Annotated in this window: 24 protein-coding genes; 23 read left to right on the forward strand and 1 reads right to left on the reverse strand. The window is 57.1% G+C overall.

The window, feature by feature from the left end:
- The first annotated feature begins 20 nt into the window (after positions 1 to 20).
- From H7U36_RS05605 to H7U36_RS05625, 5 genes are all read left to right on the forward strand, one after another.
- Positions 21 to 1,091: a carbamoyl phosphate synthase small subunit gene (locus H7U36_RS05605; RefSeq protein ID WP_033124413.1), complete on the forward strand. Its 1,071-nt coding sequence runs from the start codon at positions 21 to 23 to the stop codon at positions 1,089 to 1,091.
- Positions 1,091 to 4,288, forward strand: coding sequence for a carbamoyl-phosphate synthase large subunit (gene carB, locus H7U36_RS05610; protein ID WP_033124412.1), 3,198 nt, complete (start codon positions 1,091 to 1,093; stop codon positions 4,286 to 4,288). The genes H7U36_RS05605 and carB overlap by 1 nt, the downstream gene beginning before the upstream one ends.
- A gap of 100 nt (positions 4,289 to 4,388) precedes the next feature.
- Entirely contained in the window at positions 4,389 to 5,063 is a 675-nt protein-coding gene (locus H7U36_RS05615; RefSeq protein WP_033124411.1) for a response regulator transcription factor, read from the forward strand.
- Positions 5,060 to 6,079 carry a sensor histidine kinase gene (locus tag H7U36_RS05620; RefSeq protein ID WP_205155786.1) on the forward strand — a complete coding sequence of 340 codons (1,020 nt, stop codon included), beginning with the start codon at positions 5,060 to 5,062 and terminating at the stop codon, positions 6,077 to 6,079. The genes H7U36_RS05615 and H7U36_RS05620 overlap by 4 nt, the downstream gene beginning before the upstream one ends.
- A 22-nt stretch (positions 6,080 to 6,101) precedes the next feature.
- A complete protein-coding gene (locus H7U36_RS05625) occupies positions 6,102 to 6,350 on the forward strand; it encodes a hypothetical protein (RefSeq protein WP_076777946.1) in 249 nt (82 codons plus the stop codon).
- Between the two features lie 11 nt (positions 6,351 to 6,361).
- On the opposite strand, the gene H7U36_RS15490 is transcribed toward H7U36_RS05625, so the two are convergent.
- A complete protein-coding gene (locus H7U36_RS15490) occupies positions 6,362 to 6,511 on the reverse strand; it encodes a response regulator transcription factor (RefSeq protein ID WP_083582686.1) in 150 nt (49 codons plus the stop codon).
- Positions 6,512 to 6,617: 106 nt separating this feature from the next.
- On the opposite strand from H7U36_RS15490, the gene H7U36_RS05635 reads away from it, so the two are divergent.
- From H7U36_RS05635 to H7U36_RS05720, 18 genes are all read left to right on the forward strand, one after another.
- Positions 6,618 to 7,319: a response regulator transcription factor gene (locus H7U36_RS05635; protein WP_076777945.1), complete on the forward strand. Its 702-nt coding sequence runs from the start codon at positions 6,618 to 6,620 to the stop codon at positions 7,317 to 7,319.
- 3 nt (positions 7,320 to 7,322) lie between these two features.
- On the forward strand, positions 7,323 to 8,576 hold the full coding sequence (locus tag H7U36_RS05640; protein ID WP_205155787.1) for a sensor histidine kinase: 1,254 nt from the start codon (positions 7,323 to 7,325) through the stop codon (positions 8,574 to 8,576).
- Positions 8,577 to 8,673: 97 nt separating this feature from the next.
- Complete coding sequence (locus H7U36_RS05645) at positions 8,674 to 9,357, forward strand: ABC transporter ATP-binding protein (protein ID WP_138303427.1); 684 nt, start codon at positions 8,674 to 8,676, stop codon at positions 9,355 to 9,357.
- Positions 9,354 to 11,705 carry an ABC transporter permease gene (locus H7U36_RS05650; RefSeq protein WP_138303425.1) on the forward strand — a complete coding sequence of 784 codons (2,352 nt, stop codon included), beginning with the start codon at positions 9,354 to 9,356 and terminating at the stop codon, positions 11,703 to 11,705. Before H7U36_RS05645 ends, H7U36_RS05650 begins: the two co-directional genes overlap by 4 nt.
- 239 nt (positions 11,706 to 11,944) lie before the next feature.
- Positions 11,945 to 12,409, forward strand: coding sequence for a MarR family winged helix-turn-helix transcriptional regulator (locus H7U36_RS05655; RefSeq protein WP_052083980.1), 465 nt, complete (start codon positions 11,945 to 11,947; stop codon positions 12,407 to 12,409).
- The gene (locus H7U36_RS05660; RefSeq protein WP_138303423.1) at positions 12,399 to 13,802 is read left to right on the forward strand and encodes an MDR family MFS transporter; all 1,404 of its coding nucleotides are present in this window, start codon (positions 12,399 to 12,401) and stop codon (positions 13,800 to 13,802) included. Before H7U36_RS05655 ends, H7U36_RS05660 begins: the two co-directional genes overlap by 11 nt.
- 172 nt (positions 13,803 to 13,974) lie before the next feature.
- The gene (locus H7U36_RS05665) at positions 13,975 to 14,559 is read left to right on the forward strand and encodes a helix-turn-helix transcriptional regulator (protein ID WP_033125351.1); all 585 of its coding nucleotides are present in this window, start codon (positions 13,975 to 13,977) and stop codon (positions 14,557 to 14,559) included.
- A gap of 56 nt (positions 14,560 to 14,615) precedes the next feature.
- On the forward strand, positions 14,616 to 15,278 hold the full coding sequence (locus H7U36_RS05670) for a GOLPH3/VPS74 family protein (protein WP_171031529.1): 663 nt from the start codon (positions 14,616 to 14,618) through the stop codon (positions 15,276 to 15,278).
- Positions 15,279 to 15,513: 235 nt separating this feature from the next.
- Positions 15,514 to 16,473: a 3-isopropylmalate dehydrogenase gene (locus H7U36_RS05675; protein WP_138303419.1), complete on the forward strand. Its 960-nt coding sequence runs from the start codon at positions 15,514 to 15,516 to the stop codon at positions 16,471 to 16,473.
- A gap of 63 nt (positions 16,474 to 16,536) precedes the next feature.
- Complete coding sequence (locus tag H7U36_RS05680; RefSeq protein WP_076777938.1) at positions 16,537 to 17,064, forward strand: type II toxin-antitoxin system RelB family anti-toxin; 528 nt, start codon at positions 16,537 to 16,539, stop codon at positions 17,062 to 17,064.
- A gap of 3 nt (positions 17,065 to 17,067) precedes the next feature.
- A complete protein-coding gene (locus tag H7U36_RS05685; protein ID WP_138303417.1) occupies positions 17,068 to 17,658 on the forward strand; it encodes a GNAT family N-acetyltransferase in 591 nt (196 codons plus the stop codon).
- 4 nt (positions 17,659 to 17,662) lie between these two features.
- On the forward strand, positions 17,663 to 18,496 hold the full coding sequence (locus H7U36_RS05690; protein ID WP_138303415.1) for an HAD family hydrolase: 834 nt from the start codon (positions 17,663 to 17,665) through the stop codon (positions 18,494 to 18,496).
- A gap of 51 nt (positions 18,497 to 18,547) precedes the next feature.
- On the forward strand, positions 18,548 to 19,441 hold the full coding sequence (locus H7U36_RS05695) for an MBL fold metallo-hydrolase (protein WP_138303413.1): 894 nt from the start codon (positions 18,548 to 18,550) through the stop codon (positions 19,439 to 19,441).
- On the forward strand, positions 19,422 to 20,129 hold the full coding sequence (locus H7U36_RS05700) for a LytR/AlgR family response regulator transcription factor (protein WP_138303411.1): 708 nt from the start codon (positions 19,422 to 19,424) through the stop codon (positions 20,127 to 20,129). Before H7U36_RS05695 ends, H7U36_RS05700 begins: the two co-directional genes overlap by 20 nt.
- Positions 20,130 to 20,133: 4 nt before the next feature.
- On the forward strand, positions 20,134 to 21,501 hold the full coding sequence (locus H7U36_RS05705) for a sensor histidine kinase (protein WP_205147467.1): 1,368 nt from the start codon (positions 20,134 to 20,136) through the stop codon (positions 21,499 to 21,501).
- Positions 21,502 to 21,578: 77 nt separating this feature from the next.
- Complete coding sequence (locus tag H7U36_RS05710; protein WP_138303408.1) at positions 21,579 to 22,346, forward strand: polysaccharide deacetylase family protein; 768 nt, start codon at positions 21,579 to 21,581, stop codon at positions 22,344 to 22,346.
- A gap of 102 nt (positions 22,347 to 22,448) precedes the next feature.
- Complete coding sequence (locus H7U36_RS05715) at positions 22,449 to 23,192, forward strand: tRNA threonylcarbamoyladenosine dehydratase (protein ID WP_205155788.1); 744 nt, start codon at positions 22,449 to 22,451, stop codon at positions 23,190 to 23,192.
- Positions 23,193 to 23,215: 23 nt separating this feature from the next.
- Positions 23,216 to 24,538 (forward strand): replication-associated recombination protein A, encoded by a 1,323-nt coding sequence (locus H7U36_RS05720; protein WP_033125357.1) that lies wholly within the window; start codon positions 23,216 to 23,218, stop codon positions 24,536 to 24,538.
- The last annotated feature ends 34 nt before the right edge of the window (positions 24,539 to 24,572 follow it).

Here is a 24,572-nt window from a genome sequence, read left to right on the forward strand (position 1 = left end):
TGAAGGGAAAAGGTGAATAAATGAAAGCGTTTCTTATTTTGGAAGACGGAACCGTCTTTACGGGAACCAGCATCGGATCCACGAAAGACATGATAAGTGAAATTGTATTTAATACCTCCATGACAGGCTACCTGGAGGTGCTGACTGACCCTTCTTACGCAGGACAGGCCGTAGTTATGACCTATCCATTGATTGGAAATTACGGAATTACACCGGACATGGAGTCAAAGAAAGCATGGCCGGACGGTTACATCGTAAGAGAATTATCGAGGATGCCCAGCAACTTCCGCTGTGAGGGAACCATCCAGGACTTCTTAAAGGAGCAGGATATCCCGGGAATTGCAGGGATCGACACCCGCGCCCTCACCAAGATCCTGAGGGAAAAGGGAACCATGAACGGAATGATCACCACCAACGAGAATTATGACCTGGACGAAATCCTTCCGAAGCTCCACGCGTACACAGTGGGCGACGTAGTCTCCAAGGTCACATGCCAGGAGCCCTACGTTCTGGAGGGAAATGGACCGAAGGTGGCCCTGATGGATTTCGGCGCGAAGAACAACATCGCAAAATCTCTGAATAAGAGAGGCTGCCAGGTGACCATCTACCCGGCGGACACGACTGCTGAGGAGATCATCGCCTCCAGGCCGGACGGCATCATGCTCTCCAACGGCCCGGGAGACCCGGAGACCTGTACGGAGATCATCGCTCAGATCAAAAAGCTCTACGAGACAGACATTCCCATCTTTGCCATCTGCCTGGGACATCAGCTCATGGCCCTGGCAAACGGAGCAAAGACATACAAGCTGAAATACGGACACAGGGGAGGCAACCATCCGGTGAAGGATCTGACCAACAACCGGGTATACATCTCTTCCCAGAACCACGGATACGCAGTGGACGCCTCCACTATTGACCCGGCCATCGCGAAGGAGGCCTTTGTCAATGTCAATGACGGCACGAACGAGGGACTTTCCTATATCGGAAAGAACATTTTTACCGTGCAGTTCCATCCGGAGGCATGCCCGGGACCACAGGACTCAGGGTATCTGTTTGACAGGTTTATGGATATGATGAAAGGAGCAAACTAATGCCTAGAAATAAAGATATTAAAAAAGTACTGGTTATCGGTTCCGGTCCGATCGTCATCGGTCAGGCGGCAGAATTTGACTATGCGGGAACACAGGCATGCCGTTCCCTGAAGGAGGAGGGACTGGAGGTTGTCCTTCTCAATTCCAACCCTGCCACCATCATGACGGACAAGGATATCGCGGACCGCGTCTACATTGAGCCTCTGACAGTGGAAGTGGTAGAGCAGCTCATCCTGAAGGAGAAGCCGGACAGCGTCCTTCCCACCCTGGGCGGACAGGCGGCCCTGAACCTGGCCATGGAGCTGGAGGAGAACGGCTTCCTGAAGAGGAACAACGTGCGCCTCATCGGAACCACCTCCGAGACCATTAAGAAGGCGGAGGACCGTCTGGAGTTCAAGACTACCATGGAGAAGATCGGCGAGCCAGTGGCTGCCTCTCTCGTGGTGGAAAATGTGGAGGACGGTATCAAGTTCGCGGAGAAGATTGGCTACCCGGTTGTCTTGCGCCCTGCCTACACGCTGGGCGGCAGCGGCGGCGGTATCGCCCACGACAGGGAGCAGCTTGTGGAGATCCTGGAGAACGGCCTGCGTCTCTCCCGCGTGGGGCAGGTGCTTGTAGAGCGCTGCATCGCGGGATGGAAAGAGATCGAGTACGAGGTAATGCGGGATAGCAACGGCAACTGCATTACTGTATGTAATATGGAAAATATCGACCCGGTAGGCGTGCACACAGGAGACAGTATCGTCGTGGCGCCCTCCCAGACGCTGGGGGACAAGGAGTACCAGATGCTCCGTACCTCCGCCCTGAACATCATCAGCGAGCTGAACATTACCGGAGGCTGCAACGTGCAGTACGCCCTGAAACCGGACAGCTTTGAGTACTGCGTTATCGAGGTAAATCCCCGTGTGAGCCGTTCTTCCGCCCTGGCCTCCAAGGCCACAGGCTACCCCATCGCCAAGGTGGCGGCCAAGATTGCTCTTGGCTACACACTGGACGAGATCAAGAACGCGGTCACACAGAAGACATATGCAAGCTTCGAGCCAATGCTTGACTACTGCGTTGTAAAGATGCCCAGATTGCCATTTGACAAATTTATCAGCGCCAAGAGAACGCTGACTACACAGATGAAGGCCACAGGAGAGGTCATGAGCATCTGTGACAACTTTGAGGGAGCCCTCATGAAGGCCATCCGCTCTCTGGAGCAGCATGTGGACAGCCTTATGTCCTACGACTTCACAGCCCTCACAAGAGAGGAGATCCTGGAGAAGCTGGAGATCGTGGATGACCGCCGCATCTGGATGATCGCGGAGGCACTGAGAAAGGGCATCTCCTACGACGAGATCTACAGCATCACAAAGATCGATAAATGGTTCATCGACAAGATCGCCCGTCTGGTGGAGATGGAGCAGACGCTGAAGACAAAGCCCCTGTCCGCCGAGATCTTAAAAGAGGCAAAGAGGATGGAGTTCCCGGACAACGTGATCGCGGATCTGACCGGCAACACGGAGAGGCAGATCCATGACATGCGCCACGAGTACGGCATCACTGCCTCCTACAAGATGGTTGATACCTGCGCGGCTGAGTTTGCGGCAGCCACACCTTACTATTACTCTGTATACGGAAGTGAAAATGAGGTGGAGGAGACAAGCGGCCGCAAGAAGGTTCTTGTCCTTGGCTCCGGCCCCATCCGCATCGGACAGGGTATTGAGTTTGACTTCTGCTCTGTGCACTGTACATGGGCCTTCTCCAAGGAGGGATATGAGACCATCATCGTGAACAACAACCCGGAGACGGTAAGTACAGATTTTGACATTGCGGACAAGCTGTATTTTGAGCCCCTTACACCGGAGGATGTGGAGAGCATCGTGGATTTGGAGAAGCCGGACGGCGCTGTCGTGCAGTTCGGAGGCCAGACAGCTATCAAGCTGACCGAGTCTCTCATGAAGATGGGCGTGCCCATCCTGGGAACATCCGCGGAGGACGTGGACGCGGCAGAGGACAGGGAGCTCTTTGACGAGATCCTGGAGAAATGCGGTATTCCCCGTCCCACAGGAGGAACGGTCTTTACAGCCGAGGAGGCAAAAGAGGTGGCGAACCGTCTGGGCTATCCTGTGCTTGTGCGCCCCTCCTACGTGCTGGGCGGACAGGGCATGCAGATTGCCATTAACGACCATGATATAGATGAATTTATCGGTATTATCAACCGGATCGCCCAGGATCACCCCATCCTGGTAGATAAGTACCTGCAGGGCAAGGAGATCGAGGTGGATGCTGTCTGCGACGGCGAGGACATCCTGATCCCGGGTATCATGGAGCACATTGAGAGAGCGGGTATCCACTCCGGAGACAGTATCTCCGTCTACCCGGCCCAGAGCATTTCCGAGAAGACAAAGAAGACCATTGAGGAGTATACAAAGAAGCTGGCTCAGTCTCTCCACGTGATCGGACTGATCAACATCCAGTTCATCGTGTGCGGAGAGGACGTGTACGTTATCGAGGTCAACCCCAGATCCAGCCGTACCGTTCCCTACATCAGCAAGGTGACAGGCATCCCCATCGTGCCGCTGGCCACAAAGGTGATCATCGGACACAAGCTGAAGGATCTGGGCTACACGCCGGGACTGCAAAAAGAGGCGGACTACTTTGCCATCAAGATGCCGGTGTTCTCCTTTGAGAAGATCCGGGGCGCGGACATCAGTCTTGGACCTGAGATGAAGTCCACAGGCGAGTGCCTTGGCATTGCCAAGACCTTTGACGAGGCCCTCTACAAGGCCTTCCTGGGAGCTGGCATCAAGCTGCCGAAGCACAAGAACATGATCATCACCGTCCGGGATGAGGACAAGCCGGAGGCTGTGGAGATCGGCCGCCGCTTTGAGAAGATCGGCTACAAGATTTTCGCCACAAGGAGCACAGCCGAGGCCCTGCAGGCCGGCGGCGTGAAGGCGGTTCCTGTGAACAAGATCGAGCAGGAGTCACCCAACCTTATGGACCTGATCCTGGGACACAAGATCGACCTGATCATCGACACACCGCCCCAGGGAGCGGACAGGGCCAGGGATGGCTTTGTGATCCGCAGGAACGCCATCGAGACCGGCGTCAACGTGCTGACAGCCATCGACACGGCAGAGGCTCTCATCACCAGTCTGGAGAATACAGATATCAAGAAGCTGACCCTTATCGACATCGCAAAGATCTAAGGCGAAAGAGATAAGAAAGGAAGAAATAAAAACGGACAGGAAGCCCTTTCCTGTCTGTTTTTTTGTGGTACAATGGAAAAGCGAAAAGGAGGATGACAGCATGTACCGTATTATGATCGTGGAGGACGACAGCACCATCGCGGAGGCGCTGAAGAGACATCTGGAGGGCTGGGATTATGAGACAGTGATCGCGGAGGACTTTAAGAATATCATGGCAGAATTTACCAGAGTGGAGCCGGATCTTGTGCTCCTGGACATCGGCCTTCCCTTTTACAACGGGTTTTACTGGTGCACCCAGATCCGGCAGGTGTCGGATGTGCCGATCATTTTTATCTCCTCTGCCAGCGACAATATGAATATTGTCATGGCCATGAACATGGGAGGGGATGAGTTTATCGAGAAGCCCTTTGACCTGCATGTGGTCACTGCCAAGGTGCAGGCGCTTCTTCGGCGGACCTACTCCTACCGGGGCAGCGCAAGCCTCATGGAGTACAAAGGCTGTATCCTCAATCTGGCGGACGCCACAGTCACCTACCAGGACAGGAAGACAGACCTGACGAAAAATGAGTTTAAGATTTTCCAGTGCCTTCTGGAAAATGCGGGAAAGATCGTGACGAGAGACGAGATCATCGCAAGGCTGTGGGAGAGCGACGCGTTTATCGATGAGAACACGCTGACAGTCAACGTGGCAAGGCTCAGGAAGAAGCTGGCCCAGATCGGCCTGGAGGAGGCTGTCGTGACAAAGAAAGGCATCGGGTACATGGTGGAGGCATGAAGACATTTGGATACTATTTGAAGGAAATAAGAAAGCCCCTGGCTGTCTATGCCGGGACTGTGCTCATTTTTGCCCTCGTAGGCTACCTCTATGAGGTGACGCGGGACGCCGTGGGCTATGCCCTGCTCCTGTCGGCGGTCATCCTTCTGGTGTGCACGGCCGTGGATTTTGTCCGCTATCTGAAGAGAGAAAGGCAGATAGAGGAGATACGGAGAAATCTACCCTATGCGGATCCCATGCTGCCGGGGGCGGACACTCTGGCGGAGCGGGAGTACCAGGAAATGCTGACAGAGCTTTTAAGGCGGAGAAGCGAGGAGAGAAACGACGCTGCGGAGAGGCGGCAGGAGAGCATGGATTATTACAGTCTGTGGGGGCACCAGATCAAGACGCCCATAGCGGCCATGCGCCTCCTTCTCCAGGAGGAGGAGAGGGAGCGGCAGGGAAAGGACAGCTTTTTAAGGGAGATGGACAAGGAGCTGTTCCGGACAGAGCAGTATGTGGAGATGGTCATGACCTATCTGCGGATTGGGGACATTTCCCGGGATATGGTGCTCTCCTGGTATCCCCTGGACGACATGATCCGCCAGGCGGTGAGAAAATATTCCAGGCTCTTTATCATTCAGAAGCTGAAGCTGGACTTTAAGGAGACGGACAGCCTGGTGCTGACGGATGAGAAGTGGCTTGTGTTTGTCATAGAACAGATTTTGTCCAACGCGCTGAAATACACAAAGGAGGGCGCTGTCTCCATCTATGCACAAAAAGACGGCCCCAGCCAGATCGCCCTTGTCATAGCGGACACAGGCATCGGCATTGCCCAGGAGGACCTGCCCCGGGTCTTTGAGCGGGGATTTACCGGATACAACGGGAGGGAGTACAAGAAGTCCACGGGCATTGGCCTCTATCTTTGCAGGAGAGTGATGGACCGGCTGGGACACGGGATGCGGATCCAGTCTGCGCCGGGAGAGGGGACGAAGGTCTTTCTGGACCTGGGGAGAAAGCCTGTGGAGGCAGAATAAAAGAAGAGAGAGGAGAACACCAATGAAGATACAGAGACTGACGACAAAGAGGGAAAAGGGCTATTCGGCTCCGGACATCCAGGAGGCCATAGACCGGCTGGGGCGCCTGGAAGACCTCTATGAGGCCCTCTATGCGGAGCAGGACAGGATCACTGCGGATATGGAGCGCCTCTCCCAGGCCGGGCGGACGAAGAGCGCCACCTACCGGCAGCTCTTTGCCAGCAAGATGAACGTGACCAATCTCATCTCCAGGATGGAGATCTACATGTGAAGGAGGCACTTCTAAAGGGGCGGCAGATACCCCAGGCGGATGGCCTTTGTGACCGCCTCCACGGAGGAGGAGACAGAGAGCTTCTCAAATATATGCTGCAGATGGTTGGATACCGTCCGCTCGCTTACCTGTAAGCGGCGGGCGATTTCTTTTCGCTTTATCCCCTGGGAGGAAGATCCTTACATTTTTGTAAGGAGGAGGCGGGCGCTGCGCGGCCATGGTATAATATAACCACTGACTACAGCAAAACAGGAGGCGGAGCAGAGCATGGACAGACTATTTCTTCTGGAGGACGACAGAAGCCTGATAGACGGACTTAGGTATTCCCTGGAGAAAAACGGATTTCGTCTCACCGTGGCCCGCACGGTGGGGGAGGCCATGGAAAGGCTGGAGCGGACGGAGGACTATGACCTTCTGCTCCTGGACGTATCCCTTCCCGACGGGACCGGGTTTGACGTGTGCCGGCAGGTGAGGGCGCAAGACGCAGGCATCCCCATTATCTTCCTCACGGCGGCTGACGAGGAGACCAACGTGATCCGGGGGCTGGACGGGGGCGGGGACGACTACATCACAAAGCCCTTCCGCTTAGGGGAGCTGTGCTCCCGCATCCGGGCACAGCTTCGGCGCAGCGGCCGGCCCCAGGAAAGGGAGAGAAAGGAGCTGCGCTCCGGCGGCCTTTTCATAGACCTTCTGGCAGGCCGGGCCTACATGGAGGACAGGATGCTGGAGCTGACAGCGGCAGAGTACCGCCTCCTCTGCCTTCTCGTGGAAAATGAGGGCCGGGTGCTGACAAGGACTCAGATTTTGGATGCCCTGTGGGATGGAAACGGGAGCTTTGTGGACGACAACACCCTGTCCGTCTATGTGCGCCGTCTGCGGGAAAAGTTGGAGGAGGACCCGTCGGCTCCGGCCCACCTTCTGACAGTGCGGGGCCGAGGCTATGAATGGAAGGGACAGAGGAGGGGATAAAAGATGAGAGGGATTTTGGAGGAAAGACAGACGAGGAGCTACCTGGCATTTATCCTCCTTCTGGCGGCGGCCATGGTGGCGGCAGCCTGTCTCCTTGGATGGGGGCAGACAGACCGGATGAGGACCCTTTATTTCCAGTGGGAGGGCAGGGTCAGCTCCGGCCTCCTCGGGGAGGGGGTGGAGCCTGCGGTCATTGCCAGAGCCTTTGCCGGGACAGAGGTGACAGCGGAAGGAGAGAGGTTCCTTTTGCAGGCGGGCTACACGGAGGAGACCACGCCCCTCTGGCTTTTGCCGGACCTCTATGAGGCGGGGATGAGGCAGGTGGGAGGACAGGCCGCTGTCTTTGGCGGGCTGTCCCTTCTGCTGCTTATGGGGACCCTTCTCTTCCTGGGACGGAGACAGCGGCTCTATGAGAGGGCGGCGGAGGTGATGGGAGAGTACGCAGGGGGAAATTTCTCCCGTCATCTGCCGAGAAATGAGCGGGGGACCCTTTTTCAGATGTTCGCCTCCGCAGAGCAGCTTGCCACGGCGCTGCAGGCCAGGAGCCAGGCCAGGCAGGCGGAAAAGGAGATGATGAAGGAGACTCTCTCTGACATCTCCCACCAGCTGAAAACCCCGCTGTCCGCTCTTTTCATGTACATGGAGATCATGGAGGGAGAGCCGGAGGAGCCCTCCGTGGTGCGGGAGTTTTCCGGGAAGGCCCTGAAGGCCCTGGAGCGGATACAGGAGCTCATCCAGACGCTCTTAAAGGTGGCCCGGCTGGACGCAGGGGCGGTGGCCTTTGAGAAGGAGGACTGGCCTGTGGGCCGGCTTGCCGGGGAGGCGGCGGAGCAGCTCCTTGACAGGGCCCGCAAGGAAGAAAAGCAGCTCCTCCTTCAGGGAGAGGAGCGCTCTCATCTGGTCTGCGACAGGTCCTGGATGCGGGAGGCCCTCTCCAACCTCATAAAAAATGCCCTGGACCATACGGACCCGGGCGGCGTCATCCGGGTGCGGTGGGAGGAGTCCCCGGCCATGCTGCGGATCTTCGTGGAGGACAACGGCCACGGCATACCGCCGGAGGACATCCATTTTATCTTCCGGCGCTTCTACAGGAGCAGCCGCTCCTCTGACAGGGAGGGGTGCGGGCTTGGGCTTCCCCTGGCAAAGTCTGTCATAGAGGGGCAGGGAGGCGTGATACAGGTGGAGAGCCGGTTTATCATCTCCTTTCCGGGCTTTGGGACAGAGGCCGCATCCGGCGGGCAGGTGACGAAACTGTAAGCTCACATTCATCTGGCTGTAAGGCTAAGGGAGTAGGATATCTACTGTAAAAGGAAGGAGCCGGCCTGGCCGGCGCCGGATAAGGAGGACAAAGACAATGGAACTTTTACGTGTAGAAAATCTCAGCAAGACATACGGGAAGGGGGAAGCGGCGGTCCGGGCCCTGCGGGACGTCTCCTTTTCCATGGAACGAGGGGAGTTTGCCGCCGTGGTGGGAGAGTCCGGCTCCGGCAAGAGCACCCTTCTGAACTGCATCGGCGGGCTGGACGCTCCCACAGGGGGAAAGGCGTACCTGGACGGAGAGGACCTTTTCTCTATGACAGAAAACAAACGGACCATCTTCCGCAGGCAGAACATCGGTTTTATCTTCCAGTCCTTCCACCTCATCGAGGAGCTGGACGTGGAGCAGAACATTATTTTCCCCCTGCTTTTGGACTATCGGAAGCCAAAGAAGGGGCAGGTGGAGGAGCTTTTGGAGCTGCTGGGGCTCACAGAGAGACGCCACCATCTGCCGGGGCAGCTCTCCGGCGGGCAGCAGCAGAGGGTGGCCATCGGCCGGGCCCTGGTCATGCGCCCCATGCTCGTGCTGGCGGATGAGCCCACAGGCAATCTGGACTCCAGGAGCAGCCGGGACGTGATGGACCTTCTCTGCAAGGCGTCCCGGCACTACCAGCAGACCGTCCTCATGATCACCCACAATATGAACCTGACCGCCTCTGTGGACCGGGTCATGAAGGTGTCGGACGGAGTCCTCACAGAGATGGGAGGTGTGAGGCGATGAAGAGCTATCTGGACCTGGTGAAAATTTCCGGGAAGGTACACAGGAAGCAGAGCCTCATGACAAGGATCTGCATTTTCCTGGCCGTGTTTCTCGTGGCCGCCATTTTCAGCATGGCGGATATGGAAATCCGGGCGCAGCGGATTTCCACAGTGAAGAGCGACGGGGCCTGGCATGCGGTCTTCAGGGGACTGACCCGGGAGCAGCAGGAGCTGATCGCCGCAAGGCCCGAGGTGGAGGAGAGCTCCTGGTATGGGGCTACCAACTACCGGGTGGACATGGGCTATCAGATACAGGGGACAGAGACCGTCATCTGCGGATTTGACAGGGAGTTCCTGGACCTTTACCCCTCCGTAGAGATAAAAGAGGGGAGCTTCCCTGAGGGGACGAAGGACGGTGTCGTGCTGACGGAGACTGCCGCTGACAGGCTGGGCATCGGCGTCGGGGACAAGGTCACTCTGGATACGCCGGAGGGAGAGCAGCTTGGCTTTACCGTGTCGGGCATTATGGGGGACACCTCCTCCATCCTGCAGCAGGGCGTCTACGGCATGTTCACGGACCGGGAGATTTACCAGGAGTATTTTATGAAGGACACCCAGGAGCTGGACGGGGAGTTCTACGTGTCCTTCACGCCCTGGTGCGATATCCAGGAGAAGATCAGGGAGATCAGGGACGCCTACTCCTTAAGTGACGAGCAGGTGGGGCAGAACGCGAAGCTCCTTGCCCTCATGCTGCAGAGCAGCGACCCCTACATCTTCCAGCTCTACGGGACAGCGGCAGTGCTGGCGCTCCTCGTTGTCCTGGCAGGCGTGCTGATGATATCGGGGAGCCTCAGCAGCAACATTGCCAGGAGGACCGGATTTTTCGGCATGCTCCGGTGCCTGGGCGCCCAGAAGAGGCAGGTTGTCCGCTTTGTGCGCCGGGAGGCCCTTGGCTGGTGCATGACTGCCATCCCCCTGGGGGTGCTGGCAGGGGTTCTTGTCACCTGGGCTCTGTGTGCTCTGCTGCGGCTTGTGAGCGACAGATTTTTCGGCGATATGCCGGTCTTTGGCGTCAGCCTGCCGGGGATAGCGGCGGGCGCTGTCATTGGCCTTATCACGGTCCTGCTGGCCGCCAGGGCGCCGGCGAGAAAGGCCTCCAAGGCATCTCCCCTTGCGGCAGTATCGGGGAACACCGGGGAGATCACCAGGGTCAGGCGCGCGGCCAGGACGAGGTTTTTCCACGTGGACACGGTGCTTGGCATCCACCACGCAAAGGGAAAGAAGCGGAACTTTATCCTGCTGTCCGCCTCCTTTGCCTTCAGCATCCTGCTCTTTTTGTCCTTCAGCACGGCGGTGGATTTCATGCACCACGCCCTGGTGCCCCTGCGGCCCTACACACCGGACGTGTCCGTGGTGAGCGCAGATGAGACCTGCTCCATCCCGAAAGATCTGGCCCGGGAGCTTGAGGGGAAGGACTATGTAAAGCGGGTCTACGGCAGGAGCTTTGCCTATGAGCTGCCGGCGCAGACCGGCGAGAGGGCGGGCAGCATCAACCTCATCTCCCTGGAGGAGAACCAGCTTGGCTGGGCCGGGGAGGGCATTATAAAGGGAGATATAGAGAGTGTGGAAAAGGGGGACGGCGTGATGGGCGTCTACGTCAGCGAGGACGAGGGCCTCAAGCTGGGGGATGTGATCACTCTGGAGACCTCCTGCGGCGTGCAGAAGCTGCCTGTCACAGCCCTCACCTCCTTCTCCATCGTGGGAACCCAGCAGGGGGTGGAGAATGTCTACTGCAGCGAGGCTCTTTTTAGCCAGCTCACAGGTCAGGACGGCTACACCATCATCGACGTGCAGCTTGCGGGAAATGCAACGGAGGGGGACGTGGAGGAAATCCGCAGCCTGGGCGGAGAGGGGACGACCTTCTCGGACCGGCGCATGGACAACGGCGAGGTGAGAGGAGTCTGGTACTCCATGGTCATCTTTGTGTACGGGTTTCTGGCTGTCATTGCCCTCATCTCCATGTTCAACATCATCAACAGCATTGGCATGAGCGTGGAGGCCAGGATGAAGCAGTACGGGGCCATGCGGGCCATCGGCATGAGCAGCGGACAGCTCATTAAGATGGTGGCGGCGGAGGCGGTCACCTATGTGCTCTCGGGCATGCTCCTTGGCTGTGCTGTGGGTCTGCCCCTCCACAGGCTGCTCTACCAGTCCATGATCACCTCCCGCTGGGGAGATGAGTGGCAGATACCGGGAACAGCCCTTGCCGTGATACTGGCGGTGATGGCCCTCTCCGCAGTGCTGGCAGTGTGGGGCCCTGCAAGGCGGATCAGGAACATGTCCGTGGTGGACACCATCAGCGCTCTTTAGAAAAAAAGTGCGGGGATGGGATTTTGTAAAAAGAGGCGTTTGTAAGCTGCCGTACAGCCTTTGCGCTGTACTACAGGGGTAACTTGCGAACGCCTCTTCTTTGCCCGTTTTTTTAATTCTGGCAGAGAGAAGGAACATAGTCAGGATGTGAAAAACAGAAAAAAAATAGTTGCGTACGCTACTAAAATGTGATATAGTCCTTCATCGGAGCAGAACAAGCAAGACAAGGAGGCTTTCCTATGAAAGAGAGAGATTTCCCGGAAATAGGCCGCTGGGTGTCCATCTTCGACAGGCTGATGAAGATGTACTATGACCGGGGGCTGTCCGGGTATGAGATAGGCTGGGGCCAGCAGTTCTATGTGGAATATCTCCGGGAGCATCCCGGGGCCACGTCCCAGGAGATGGCAGAGCGGTTCCGGGTGGACAAGGCGACCCTGACCAAGATCATCAAGAAGCTGACGGAGGTTGGATATATAAGAGTCAGCGGCGATGAGCAGGACCGCCGGGTGAAGCATCTGTATCTCACCGACAAGGCGGTCCCGGCGGCCAGAAGGATCCGTCAGATCCATCAGGATTTCTACGAGACTGTCAGCCAGGGGATGGCCCCGGAGGAGCTGGAGGCTGTAGAGCAGGCGCTGCGGCACATGTCCGACAACATCAATCAGAAGGTATGGCATAGAATGGAGGTACATCATGGAAAATGAACATAAAAAACGAGAAATAAAGGATGGACAGAGGGCAATGATCTTTCTGTGCCTGGTGGTATCAGGCATTTCCTCCTCTGTCCTCTCCACGGCAATGACAACCGCTCTGCCGGGCGTGGTGGAGTATTTCGGGATCAGCACATCGGTGGGCCAGTGGATCACCAGCGGCTACTCCCTGGTCATGGGTATGATCATGCCCCTGACTGCCTTCCTCATCACCCGTTTCCCGACAAAAAGGCTGTATCTGACGGGAATAGGCGCATTTATCGCAGGACTTCTGGTCAGCATATTTGCGGGGGATTTTGCCCTGATGATGGTGGGGCGTGTCCTGCAGGCCTGCGGCAACGGCGTGCTGATGACAGCCGCCCAGGTGGTCATCATGACCATTTATCCCATAAAGAAGCGGGGGACCATGATGGGGACATACGGGCTGGCCACCACGGCCGCTCCTGTCGTGGCGCCCACCATCGCGGGGCTTATGATCGATGCCTTTGGGTGGAAGTCCATCTTCTACGTGTCGCTGGTCATCATGATACTGTCCTTTATCATATCCTGTATCGTGTTTGAGGATGTCCTGGAGCTGCAGGACAAGAAATTTGACGTGGTCTCCTTTGTGGAGAGCATCGTGGCCTTTGGCGGCGTGACCCTGGGTATCGGGAACCTGAGCACCTTTGGCATTCTCAGCATAGAGGTAGGGGTTCCGCTTCTTCTCGGAGCCGTGGTCTGCGTCTTCTTTGTGACCCGCCAGTGCAGGCTGGAGAAGCCTTTCCTGGATGTGAAGATACTGGTCAACCGGAATTACGCAGTAAGCGTCATCTCCAGCATGGTCCTCTACCTTGTGATGATGGGCTCCTCCGTTATGATGCCCCTCTATGTCCAGAGCGTCATGGGCTACTCGGCGGTGGTGTCCGGTCTTGTGACCCTTCCCGGCTCCCTGGCCACGGCCCTTGTCAGCCCCTTTGCCGGGAAGCTGTACGATGAGATTGGGATAAAGAAGATTTTTGTGGCAGGGGCCGCCGCTCTTGTCATCAGCAACATGGGCATGTTTTTCCTTTCTATGGAAACGCCTCTGTGGATCGCTGCAGCGCTGAATGTGATCCGCAACATTTCCATCGGAAGCCTGATGATGCCCCTCCTCACCTGGGGGACCAGCAACGTGCACCCCACAAAGATGGCGGACGCCTCCTCCCTTCTCACCTCCCTTCGGACCATCGCGGGCTCTATCGGCTCGGCGGTCTTTGTGGGGATCATGACCATGGTGGCGGCGTCCTCAGCGGAAAGCTACGGGGACAACGCCATGATGCACGGCATGAACATGTCCTTTTTCTGGATGGCAGTGGGAGCGGCAGTGCTTCTGCTGATCGCGTTCTTTGCTGTCAGGGAGAAAAGATAAGATATCGCTTTTCACAGGATACCAGGTTTGCTATAATGGGAGAGCAAATGAAGGAACTGTCGGCCGCAAAAGGGCTTTGACAGCGGGAAATCCCCGTAAAACAGGGCATGTCAAAGACTTTTGACAGACAGATCCTCTCTTTTTGACTATAGTGAAAGCGCAGGGAGAAAAAATGGAGCTTGGAAATCAGATTAAAAAATACCGGAAGGAACGGTCCCTGTCACAGGATGCCCTGGCGGAGAAGGTCTATGTCTCGAGGCAGACCATCTCAAACTGGGAGAATGACAAGAGCTATCCGGATATAAACAGTCTGATGCTCCTCTGCGACACATTTGAAATCTCTCTGGATCAATTAGTCAAAGGAGACGTGGAGACGATGAAGCAGAGGATGAACATGAGCGACGATGAGAGGAAAGAATTTAATCGCCTTGGAAACATTTTTGGTTTCCTCCTCCTTCTCATCGGCGTCACCCCTATTCCTCTTGTCCACTTTCTGTCCTATGTGGGAATGGGAATATGGATCGTCATCCTGCTGGCGGGCATCTATGCGGCGGCCCAGGTGGAAAAGAGAAAGGCCCGGTACGATATCCAGAGCTACAAGGAAATCGTAGCTTTTGTGGAGGGGACCACCCTGGACGAGATCGAGAAGGCGAAGGAAGAGGGGAAGCGTATCTACCAGAAGATCCTTCTGGCGGTTGGGACAGGTGTCCTTGCCCTGGCTGTCAGCCTGTTTTTCATATGGCTCCTGGGTGTATGACTCCGAAGATATATTTGATTGATTGGTCAGCAAGAAATATTTCGGAGGAAAATGAGATGGAAAGAAGAGGAATTGCACAGGAGTACTACATTCTGGCGGTGACAGACATTGGCTGCATGCCGGCCATGCACAGGGAGGAGGGCAACGCCGCTCTTGTGGCTGCAGGATTTATGGACCTCCTCATGAATGAGGTGGTGAGCATGGACGGGAAGACCATCAAGGTGGAGCGGGAGCTGCCGGACAGCCTTGAGCATCTGACAGTCCTGTACGAGTATCTGAAGAAGAAGCCCCGCACTGCTCTGAAAATGATAAGCGATTTTCTTACCTATGATATCAGCAGGATGGGGCAGTTCATAGCAGACACAGGGGCGTCCCTTTTGGGGGATCAGTCCGTAAGGGAAGAAAAGGGCGGCGTGCTGGGCAATAGGACGGTGTACATCCCGCAGAAGAGCGCCAGGACCGCGCTGGCAGAGAGGCTGCGGGAGGCGGCCAGGGACGGCGGTGATATGTCCCCTGAGGACGGAGCCCTCCTGTGGATCTTGAAGAGCTCGAAGAACCTGGACCAGTATTTCTCCAAATTCGAGAGAAAGGACCTGAAAGCCAGATTAAAGGAGCAGAAGAAGGACCCTCAAAGCCTCGAAATGGGGAGGATGATCAGGTACATGAGCTCTGTGGATGACATGCTGCTCGCCTGCCTCATGGTGGGAATTATCGTGTAGGAAATAAATAATAGATCAAAGGGTACTCCTGGTTGACAGAAGATATAAGCTGATGTAAACTTGGAGTACCTTCTTTTTTGAGAAGACATTTCTTGAACCGCATCATTCAAAAAGCGGTTCCCATTCATATCTGACGTATCGGGCATATCTGCCGGATCACCCGGAAATGATGAAAAATTTATGTAAAAGTTGCGCGTGGGGAAGAAACTGTATTATACTGACAAGGAGGAGAGGGATGGAGCAGGAGAAGAGAAGACTGTCCTGGCATCCGGCATTTGGCGCGGTGCTGCGGATCGAACTGGAAAAGGAGCTTGACCTGCTGGAGATCGTGGATGAGTGCCAGCTCACAAAGGAGCCCCTGCAGATGGACGTGCTGGTCGTGAAAAAGGAGAAAGGCGTCCGGCTGGAGAAGAATATCGGAAGGATATTCAAGAGCTACAATATCATTGAGTACAAATCCCCGGAGGACTATCTGAGCATCAATGATTTCTACAAGGTGTACGCCTACGCCTGCCTGTATCAGTCGGACACGGACCGGGTGATGGAGGTGGACCCGGAGGAGATCACCCTGACATTCGTGTGCATGCGCTACCCCAGGAAGCTGCTGGGGCATCTGAAGAAGGCAAGAGGGATGAAGGTCAGCAGGCAGGGTGACGGGATTTACTATCTTGAGGGAGACGCCCTTGCGATGCAGCTCCTGGTGACAAGGGAGCTGTCGGAGAGAGACAATTACTGGCTGCAGCACCTGAGGGGGAACCTGAAGGAGGGCCGCGAGCTGCAGGACCTGATGGAGAGATATGAGCGGCACAGACATTCAAAGTGGTACCAGGCGGCCATGGATCTGATCGTGCGAGCCAACTGGGACAGGATGAAGGAGGAGAAGGAAATGTGCGAGGCATTGAGAGAGCTGTTTGCAGACGAGCTGCAGGAGTCGAAGGAGCAGGGAGAGGAGACAAAGCTTATCTCCTGGATCTGTGCGAAACTAAAAAAGGATAAGCCCATTTCTGCTATCATAGAAGATTTCGGGGAACTGGGAGAGCCGGAGGAGAAGGTAAGCCTCATCTGCGAGACAGCCCGCCGGTTTGCCCCGGACTATGATGTGGACGAAATCTATGCTGCCCTCGCAGAGAGAGGGAGGAGAGGGACCGGGGAAAAGCAGGTAAACGAACCGTCGGGCTGTGTATCCGGAAAATAGATCATACACAGGCTGACAAAGCCATTCTCTTAGAATATACTCTCTTTAGAAGGAGGGGATGAAATGGACGTAAAAAGGACAGGAAGCTTTATCGCGGAAATGCGGAAGGGGAAAAATATGACCCAGGCGGAGCTGGCAGCAAAGCTCCAGGTGACGGACAAGGCTGTCAGCCGCTGGGAGCGGGGCGTGGGCTACCCGGACATCACGCTTCTTGAGCCGCTGGCCGGGCAGCTTGGGGTCACAGTCCTGGACATTCTGAGAGGAGAGAAGACCTTCCCGGACAAAATGACGGGAGAGGAGACAGAACAGACAGTGGCGGAGACAGTCAGGCTGGCGGCCGTGCAGAGACGCCAGGCAGTCCGGCGCGTTATCCTGCTGGCCATCGTGATGCTGATCGGCGCTGCCATGCTCATTTGGGGTATCCTCTGGTGGACTTCCCAGCAGAGCGCCCTGAAGATCATTGCAGGGGCGGACGGGCCCTCGGCAGTCTTTGTGGCCTGGAGGGTGGAGCCAATGCTGCCGGTTGCTGTCTCGGCGGCGGGGGCTGTGCTGATCCTTGCTTCCCTGCTTATTTACAGATGGAGGAAATAGAGCATGTCAATAGAACACACGGAACCTATCCGCCTTCGCACTGCCTGTGAGGAGGACGCGGAGGCGCTGCTGGATATCTACGCGCCCTATGTGGAGCACACAGCTGTCAGTTTTGAGTATGAGGTGCCCTCTGTGGAAGAGTTCAGAGAGCGCATCCGCCGCATAAGGGAGCGGTATCCGTACCTGCTTGCAGAGTCAGAAGGAGAAATCCTGGGCTATGCCTACGCCTCTCCCTTTCACGAGAGGCGGGCCTACGACTGGGCGGCGGAGACGTCCATTTATCTGCGGAGGGACAGAAGGAGACAGGGGCTTGGGAGGAAGCTGTACGAGGCCCTGGAGGAAATCCTGCGGATGCAGGGCATTACGGATCTCTACGCCTGCATCGCCTGCCCGGAGGGGGAAGACCCGTACCTGAACGGGGACAGTATCCTGTTCCATCAGCGCATGGGATTTCGGACTGTGGGGCGATTCCCGAGCTGCGGTTACAAATTCCACAGGTGGTACCACATAGTGTGGATGGCAAAAAATATAGGAGAGCATCGGGAAGAGCAGCCTGAGGTAAAGCCTTTTTCATCCATACGGCAAGGAGAGTGATAAGATGGATAAGACACAAGAGAAAAGACACAGGATCAAACTCCTGGCTGTGGACATGGACGGCACCTGCCTGGATGGAAGGAGCCGCATGTCCCGGGAGACAGTGGAAGCCTTGCGGGAAGCGGCCCGGGCGGGTATCACTGTGGTGCCCACGACAGGCAGGAACCTTCACTGCCTCCCTCACCGGCTGGCGGGGGAGAGAGACATTTACCGGTATGTCATCAGCTCCAACGGGGCCGTAGTGACAGACTGCCGGACCGGAAAGGACCTGTTCCGGTCTATGATCCCAAAGGAGATGGCCCTGGGACTTCTCCGGGACTGCCGGAGGACAGGAGCCGGCATCACGGCCCACCTCCACCATGAATACCTGATACAGGGGCGGCTTCTTGTCCTTCTGGGCAGGCTGATATACGGGAAGGACGCCAGGGGCGTGTACCGTGTAAAGAGCATGGAGAGGACCCTTGCAAGATCCAGGTACGGGGTGGAGGAGATCCAGTTTTATTTTCTGCGTCCCGGCGTGCGGGAACGGCTTGAAAAGCTGCTTAAGAGGACCCGGGGCCTGACCTGGGCCAGCACGTCCATATACGTGGAGGTGTTCTCCGAGAAGACGTCCAAGGGGATGGCTTTGGCCGCCCTGGCGGAAAGGCTGGGGATAAAGAAAGAAGAGACGGCCTGCATAGGCGACGGGGAGAACGACCTGCCCATGTTCCGGGCGGCAGGCCTTAAGATGGCCATGGGGAACGCCGTGCCGGAGCTGAGGGAGAAGGCGGATATCATCCTTCCATCCAACAGACGCGGCGGAGCGGCGAAGGGGATACGGCTGTGTCTTCCCCGCTGAGTCAAGCCCGGACAAGGGCAGGAAAACAGATATATAAAAGGAAGAGGACAGATGAGGATCGTAAACCTGATAGAGAACACAGAAGGCCAGCCCGGCTGCCGCTGTGAGCACGGACTGAGCTTTTACATAGAGACGGAGAGACATAAGGTGCTCATGGACACAGGGGCAAGTGATGGATTTCTTGCAAATGCCGACCTTCTGGGAATTGACCTGGGAGGGGTGGACGCGGTGATCTTAAGTCACGGCCACTATGACCACGGCGGCGGGATCCCCGCTTTCGCAAAGAAATATCCGGGGACAAGGATTTATATGCAGCAAAGCGCGGGAGGGAGCTTTTACCACCTGAAGCCGGAGGGTGAAAAGTACATCGGGCTGGAGCCCTGCATCCTGGGGCTGCCCCAGTGCGTGCTCCTCCAGGGAGACCACCGGATTGACCGGGAGCTGTTCCTCTTTTCCGGCATAGAGGGACACAGGATGTGGCCGGAGGGCAACCGGGCGCTGAAGCGGAAGGCCGGGGCGGAGTATGTCCAGGACGATTTTTGCCATGAACAGTGTCTTGTGGTAAGTGAGGGAGATTTTCACGTGCTGCTCTCGGGCTGCGCCCACAACGGGGTGCTGAACATACTGGACAGATACCGGGAGATTTTTGGAGACTGGCCGGATGTGCTGGTCAGCGGTTTCCACATGAAGAAGGACAGGTATGAGGAGGCGGACCTGGAACATATAAGGGAGACGGCCCGGCTCCTGAAGAAGACGGGTATTCTCTGCTTCACAGGCCACTGCACAGGACAGAGGGCCTTTGACGTGATGAAGGATATCATGGGGGACCAGCTGCGGGCCATCCACAGCGGGGAAGTGGTCCTGGATAAGGGGAAAGCGCTTCCGGATACCGGAGAATTGCTTCAGGATATGAGGGAGGAAAAAGATGCGGATAGCAGTATGTGACGACGAGCCTCTTTTCCTGGAGATGCTCCGGGAGAAGCTGGAGAGATACTACCGCAGCCTGGACCTGCGGATCGACGCCTTTTCCTCCGGGGAGGCCCTTGTGCGGGCTGTGGAGAGAGAGCCCTTCTGCTGGTCCCTGGTCTTCCTGGATATCGAGATGCCGGGGATGGGCGGGCTGGAGGCGGCCCGGGCGGTGAGAGACGTAAATGACGCCATCCCTGTCATCCTCCTCACCAGCCACACAGAGTACGCCATGAAAGGGTACGAGGTGGAGGCCTTCCGTTTTCTTGCCAAGCCAGTGGAGGAATCGTCCCTCTTTGGGGCGCTGCGGGCTGTGGAGGAGAGGGAAAGGCGGAACAGGAGGATACAGGTGAAGGCGGACGGGAGAGAGCTTTTTATCCCTCTTGGAGAAATCCTGTATTTCCGAAGTGAGAACGTGTATCTCACCCTGTACATGACAGGCGGGAGACACTGCCTGCTCCGGAAGAAGCTTAAGGAGCAGGCGGAAGGACTGCCGCCCCTGGATTTTTTCCAGATCCACAGGAGCTACCTGGTGGGACTACGGCATGTGTCCGCCTTTGACGGGCGGGAGGTGACCCTGTCAGATGGGACCCGGCTGCCGGTGAGCCGGGGGAAGCGGGCTGCTTTTGTCCAGGCTCTCTCCCGGTATATATCTGAAAAGGAGTAGGAAGATGGCGGCAGAAACAGGAAAAATCTTATACAGCCTGGCGGGAGCGGCGGAGATCCTCATAGTTCTCATCCTGATTTCCCGCTATATTTATCTGGAGCCGGTCTTTGACACCAGGAGAAAATGGGCTCTCTTCTGGGGCATTTTCCTTTTCGGCCAGACAGCGCTCTTCCTGACAGTGGGGACAGACGGGGACCTGGCGGTCTTCTGGCCCCTCGCTGTCTTCGGGGGCTACACATCGGCGGTGAGGGACAGGCACAGGGCCAGGGGGTTCTTTCTATTCCTCCCGGTGACGGGATTTCTCATCGCGCCGGTCTCCCTTCTTTTCGGGATCCCTTACGTGCTGACCGGGGTCAGAGTCAGAGACATGGGAAAGTGGGAACTGCTTTTCGACCTCCTCTTCTGGGTGCTGCTGCCCCTAATCTTATGGGAAAGCAGGGAAGCCCGGCGCCGCTTCCGGGCTGAGACATCTTACAGAAGACTGAGCAGATGGGAGAGGAACCTCCTCCACGGAACAGGCCTTTTCCTCCTCGCCATAGGAGCGATGATTGCAGGGGGAGAGGAGCTGCCCGTCTCAGGGGAGGCGGCCAGGGGGTTCACCCTTCTTGCCAGCGTGGCGGCAGTGCTCCTGGAGGTGTCTGTGACCGCGCTTGTACAGCAGGGAAACAGGCGATCCTATTATCAGTATATGGCAGACCTGAACAGGTCCTATCTGCGGGCGGAGCTGGAGCATTTCGAGGCGCGCAGGGAGAGCGACACAAAGCTCCGTATGTTCCGCCACGATATCCGCAACCACCTGCTCTGCATCAGGGAGCTGGCTGCCAGGGGGAATTACAGCGGCCTCTCCGACTATATCGGGGAGCTGGAGGGACGCCTGGAGCTGACGGACACCCCCCTTCACTGTGGAAACGACATTGGGGATGCTATTTTAAACGAGAAAAATATGCTGGCGGCCAGGCGGGGCATAGAGATACGGCTGGACGGCCGCCTGCCTTCTCCTCTTCCTGTGGACGCCGCGGATATCTGCGCGCTCTTTGCCAATGCCCTGGACAACGCCCTGGAGGCCCAGCCTGGCGGCGGGTGGGTTCAGGTGCGCATCCGGCAGCAGGGGCAGATGCTCAGCCTTGTGTTTGAAAATCCGGCGGGTAATGCCCGGGCGGATACGCCCAGGGGCTATACGGAAAAGAAAGACCGAGACTCCCACGGCTTCGGGCTTCTCAATATGGAGTGGGCGGCCAGGAAATACCAGGGCTCGCTTCGGCGGGATATCCTGGAGCCGGCGCCAAATGATCTGGAATCGGCGGCGGATGACGGGCAGGGGGAACGGATTTACCGCCTGGCGATCCTTCTCCACCTGCCGTCAGAGAGCTGAATGTAAAAGGCCCGTCCGCTGAATGTCCCGGAGATTTTCTTCATATATATGAAGAAAATGCCAGATGGAGAGGGAAGATGAAGCTTTCAGGAAAGAGGGCCGTGTTCCTCTTGTATGCCTGCGCCCTGCTGCTGCCGGCTTTGTCCTGTTCTTTCACGGAGTGGGCCGGTACGGCCGGCGAGACCGCGGAAGCAGAGACGCTGGCCAGACAGATCAGGGCAGGCGGTGTGACCGCGGAGACCGGGGCGGACAGCGGAACAAAGAGGCAGGAGGCTGTGGAGGAAGAAAAGGCCCGGCGGGTGGCCCTCACCTTTGACGACGGACCCAGCCCCAGCTGGACGCCAGAGCTGCTGGACGGGCTGAAGGAGCGGAATGTGCAGGCCACCTTTTTTCTCATTGGCATGTACGCGGTGCAGTACCCGGAAATTGTGGAGCGGATGGACCGGGAGGGGCATCTCATCGGAAACCACACCTATCACCATGTTCAGCTGGATTTGGAGGATGAGGAGCATCTGAGCCGGGAGATCGGGGACACAGACAAAGTCATCTACCTTATCACAGGAAAGCATACAGAATACGTGCGCCCCCCTTTTGGCGTCTGGGATGAGAAGCTGGAGGAGGAGCTTCAGGTGCTGCCGGTGCTGTGGACGGTGGACCCGCTGGACTGGACCACGGAAAATGCGGATCAGATCGTAGAAAAGGTAGTGACGGAGGCGGAAGATGGTGATATCATTTTATTGCACGACTGCTATGCGTCCTCCGTGGAGGCTGCGCTGCGCATTGTGGATATCCTCCAGGCGGAAGGCTTCGCGTTTGTGACGGCGGATGAGCTGATGCTGCCGTGAGGGAATGTGCCGCCGCAAGGCGCAGTCTCGGGCGGAAGCGGTATAGAAAGAGGCGCTTAAGTGAAAGAGGCGCTGAAAAAGTAGAAAGAAAAGGCAAAAAAGATGACAGAATTCAGAGAACAGGAATATACAGCAGATGAATTTGCAAGGACAGCGCTCCTCATAGGGGAGGAGAAGCTGCAGAAAATACGAAGCTCCTCGGTCATGGTGCTGGGGGTGGGAGGCGTGGGCTCCCACTGCATCGAGGCTCTGGCAAGGGCCGGGGTGGGGCGCCTCATCCTGGTGGACAATGACAGGGTGTCCATGACCAACATCAACCGCCAGTCCATCGCCTACCACAGCACGGTGGGCCGGTACAAGACGGAGGTGATGCGGGAGCGGATACAGGATATCTGCCCTGAGACGGAGGTACAGACCTTTGAGACCTTTGTCCTGGCGGACAATACAGACCCGCTTTTTGCGGAGAGGCCGGACTACATCGTGGACGCCATTGACACGGTGACGGCAAAGCTGGCGGTGATCGAGAGGGCGGACAGGGAGCGGATCCCCGTCATCAGCTGCATGGGGACAGGCAATAAGCTCCACCCGGAGCTCTTCGAGATAGAGGATCTTAGCCGGACCTCCGTGTGCCCCCTCTGTAAGGTGATGCGAAAAGAGTTGAAAAAGCGGGGGATCGAGCATGTGAAGGTGCTCTACTCCAAAGAAAAGCCTGTGGACGTATCAGGACGGGACACGGGGGAGGACAAGGGACAAAGGAGGAGCCTGCCGGGAAGCATCTCCTTTACGCCCCCTGTGGCAGGCCTTCTCATCGCGGGGGAAGTGGTGCGGGATATAGCAGGACTTTAGGCTGGAAAGGTGGCAGAACAGATATGGATCTATTTGAGTACGCAAGAGAACAGAATATGGACAGGGAGTCTCCCCTGGCCTCCAGGCTGCGGCCGGAGACGCTGGAGGAGGTGGTGGGCCAGCAGCACATCATCGGGAAGGACAAGCTCCTCTACCGGGCCATCAAGGCGGACAAGCTGGGCTCCCTCATTTTCTACGGCCCGCCGGGAACCGGGAAGACTACCCTTGCCAAGGTCATCGCCCACACCACGAAGGCGGAGTTCACCCAGATCAACGCCACAGTGGCGGGAAAGAAAGACATGGAGGAGGTGGTCCGCCAGGCGAAGGAGCGCCGCGGAATGTACGGCCGCCGGACCATCCTCTTTGTGGATGAGATACACAGGTTCAACAAGGGGCAGCAGGACTATCTCCTTCCTTTTGTGGAGGACGGAACCATCACCCTCATCGGGGCCACCACGGAGAACCCCTATTTCGAGGTAAACGGGGCTCTCATCTCCAGGTCCAGCATCTTTGAACTCTATCCCCTGAGCAAGGAGGATGTGAAGACCCTCATCAACCGGGCGGTCTACGACAAAGAGAAGGGGATGGGCAGCTATGACGCGGTGATCGATGAGGACGCTCTGGAATTCCTGGCGGACGTGGCGGGCGGGGACGCAAGGAACGCCCTGAACGCGGTGGAGCTGGGCGTGCTGACCACAGAGCGGTCCGCTGACGGAAAGATCCACCTGACTCTGGAGGTGGCCTCCGAGTGCATCCAGAAGCGGGTGGTCCGCTACGACAAGACCGGGGACAATCACTACGACACCATCTCCGCCTTTATCAAGAGCATGAGAGGGTCGGACCCGGATGCGGCCGTGTACTATCTGGCCAAAATGCTCTACGCGGGGGAGGATATCAAGTTTATCGCCCGCAGGATCATGATATGCGCTTCGGAGGATGTGGGAAACGCGGACCCTATGGCTCTCACCGTGGCGGTCTCCGCCGCCCAGGCGGTGGAGCGGGTGGGGATGCCGGAGGCCCAGATCATCCTGTCCCAGGCAGCGCTCTACGTGGCCACGGCCCCCAAGAGCAACTCGGCGGTGAACGCCATTTTTGCCGCCATGGAGAATGTGGGGCGCTGCAAGACCACCGTGCCTGCGCATCTTCAGGACGCCCACTACAGGGGGGCGAAGGACCTGGGCCGCGGCACAGGCTACAAGTACGCCCACGATTACCCGGACCATTATGTGGAGCAGCAGTACCTGCCTGACGAGATACAGGGCACCCGGTTCTATGAGCCCGGGGACATGGGATATGAGAGGCAGATCAAGGAGCATATGAGAAAGATAAAAGGACAGAAGGACTGACAGAGGGACTGACGGGCCCGCAGCTCCTTTACAC

Source organism: Faecalicatena fissicatena, assembly GCF_016900595.1.
GTDB lineage: Bacteria > Bacillota > Clostridia > Lachnospirales > Lachnospiraceae > Claveliimonas > Claveliimonas intestinigallinarum.